Here is a 2,591-nt window from a genome sequence, read left to right as displayed (position 1 = left end):
GATTAAGTTGCTTAGCCAAAGTAGCTAGGTCTTTTTTACCAGCACATGCTCCATGCTCAGCATCAGCTCTCATTTCAAGGTTTTTCTTTGTAGAGTCTGTAACTACCTCGCCTAGAAGTTCTGCAAACCTTGCAGCATGATCTGCTTCTTCAAAAGCATATCTTTTGAATGCTTCTGCAATTTCAGGATATCCTTCTCTATCAGCTTGTCTGCTCATGGCGAGGTACATTCCAACTTCTGTACATTCACCCATGAAGTTTTGTTTTAAACCTTCTACTATTCTAGGATCTACGTCTTTAGCTATTCCTATTATATGCTCATCAGCAAAACTTTCATCTTCTTGCTTTTCAATAAATTTATCTGGTCCTACTTTACAAACAGGACATTCAGCTGGTGGAGCTTCTCCCTCATGAACATAACCGCATACTGTACATACAAATTTCATATTGATATCCTCCGTTGTTTTAAGTTTGATTTGTAATGATTACAAATATATAATAATTACAAATAGCCAAAAAGTCAAGAGTTTTAAGATAGATTCATAGATTTTTTTTAGGGACGACATTTGAACGGGGATATATCTCATGGACTGAGTTGAATGGTTGTTTATTTCAAGGTATAATTAAAGAAGGAGGTATGATCATGAAATCAACGCTCGGTTTGCTGATTGCACTAATTTTCATAGCTTTTTATATAATTGTATTCATGTCGCCCTGGAAGGTTTTCTTTGACTTGGACACCGTTTTTTATGTCATGTTTCTGGTCTGCTTCATTCTCGCAATTGTAATAGTAGTTATGATTATTCAAGAAAGAATAAAGGTATACAGGGAGGAAAAAGATGATATTGATAAATACAGATAATATTCCTGGAAAAGAAATTACAGAGGTCCTTGGACTGGTAAAGGGAAGTACTATACGAGCAAAGCATGTGGGCAAGGATATAGTGTCGGGTCTTAGGATGCTTGTAGGTGGAGAAATGAAGGAATACGCTGAAATGCTTGAAGAGGCAAGGAGCATAGCCTTGGCCAAGATGACAAAGCAGGCAGAGTCCCTTGGTGCAGATGCAGTAATTAATATAAGGTTTTCTACTTCTGCAGTAATGCAGGGCGCAGCTGAAATCCTCGCTTATGGTACTGCCATAAAGCTTGCAAAATAAATACAATTCAATAAATAAAAAGCATCAGTCCAAGGGAATAGTCCTGTGACTGTTGCTTTTTTTGTTTAAATGAAGTGTTACAATAATTTATTTCTTATCTTATCTGTCCGCTTCCAAATATTATATATTTTGTGGAAGTCAGTTCTTCAAGTCCCATTGGACCTCTAGCGTGAAGTTTTTGTGTACTAATTCCTATTTCAGCTCCAAAGCCGAATTCCTCTCCGTCAGTAAATCTTGTGGATGCATTAACATATACTGCGGCAGCATCGACTTCATCCAGAAATTTCTGTGAATTTGAATAGCTGTCCGTTACTATTGCTTCGGAATGGCCTGTTCCATAGATGTTTATATGACTAATTGCATCTTCCAGTGAATCTACAATCTTCACACCTATTATCATGTCTAGGTATTCAGTAGACCAGTCTTCATCAGTTGCATCTACAATCTTGTCGGAGAATGGTTTTAACTCATTATTTCCTCTTATTTCAACGCCCTTTGAATTGTATACTTTGAAAATCTTTGGAAGAAATTCGTCTGCGATATCTTTGTGAACAAGAAGCTTTTCACAGGCGTTACAGACGCCAGTTCTATGAGTCTTTGAATTATCTGCTATTTTTACAGCCATTTCCAGATCTGCACTCTTGTCTACATAGACGTGGCAGTTTCCGATTCCTGTTTCAATAACTGGTACGGTACTGTTGTTTACAACTGCCTGGATTAGTCCTGCTCCTCCTCTTGGGATAAGAAGGTCAAGATAGTCATTAAGTTTCATCATTTCATTTGCTGTCTCTCTTGAAGTGTCCTCAACGATTTGTATTATTTCTCTTGGTAGGTCCATTTCTTCTAGGGTGCTTTGCACTATTTCAACCAGTGCAATATTTGAATTGATGGCTTCTTTTCCACCTCTAAGTATAACAGCATTACTTGTTTTGAAGCAAAGTCCAAAAGCATCTATTGTAACATTTGGTCTAGATTCATAGATAATTCCTATTACTCCAAAGGGAACTCTTTTTTTCCCTATCTTAAGTCCGTTGGGTCTTTCTTTCATATATAAAACTTCACCTATTGGATCTTCAAGATCTGATATCTGAACCAGGCCGGAAGCCATTCCTTCAATCCTATCTTCTGTTAGAAGAAGCCTGTCTATAAGTGATTCTTTTATTTCAGCTTTTCTTGCATTTTGGATATCAATATCATTTTTTTCAAGTATATAGCTGCTGTTTTTCACAAGGTTTTCCGCCACTTTTAGGAGGACCTTGTTTTTTCCTGTAGTTTTAAGTTTTGCTAAAACTGCGGATGCTGATTTGCTGTTTTTTCCTTTAATAGTAAGTTCAGACATTTTATTCATCCTTTCCTTTTGTGCTGAAAAATGTTCCGATGTCCTTTCCAGCTATAATATCGTATATTATGTTTATATCTTCACCGCTTGCGATGA

The 2,591-nt window shown here is 36.9% G+C and carries 4 protein-coding genes; 2 read left to right on the top strand and 2 right to left on the bottom strand.

Going from position 1 to position 2,591, the window contains the following annotated elements; all coding sequences use genetic code 11:
• The coding region (locus AC3AX0_RS11275; protein WP_487550381.1) for an NADH peroxidase at positions 1-445 on the bottom strand (445 nt) is incomplete at its 3' end.
• A 197-nt stretch (positions 446-642) separates the two neighbouring features.
• Between AC3AX0_RS11275 and AC3AX0_RS11270 the strand changes: the two genes are divergently transcribed.
• A complete protein-coding gene (locus tag AC3AX0_RS11270; protein ID WP_487550380.1) occupies positions 643-861 on the top strand; it encodes an NADH dehydrogenase subunit 3 in 219 nt (72 codons plus the stop codon).
• Positions 839-1,156 carry a YbjQ family protein gene (locus AC3AX0_RS11265; RefSeq protein ID WP_487550379.1) on the top strand — a complete coding sequence of 106 codons (318 nt, stop codon included), beginning with the start codon at positions 839-841 and terminating at the stop codon, positions 1,154-1,156. The genes AC3AX0_RS11270 and AC3AX0_RS11265 overlap by 23 nt, the downstream gene beginning before the upstream one ends.
• Positions 1,157-1,250: 94 nt before the next feature.
• Here the strand turns inward: AC3AX0_RS11265 and AC3AX0_RS11260 are convergent, their stop codons facing one another.
• Positions 1,251-2,495: a glutamate-5-semialdehyde dehydrogenase gene (locus AC3AX0_RS11260; protein WP_487550378.1), complete on the bottom strand. Its 1,245-nt coding sequence runs from the start codon at positions 2,493-2,495 to the stop codon at positions 1,251-1,253.
• Between the last annotated feature and the right edge of the window lie 96 nt (positions 2,496-2,591).

The organism is Dethiosulfatibacter sp. (genome assembly GCF_983023055.1).
This window is presented reverse-complemented; position numbering and strand designations above follow the sequence as displayed.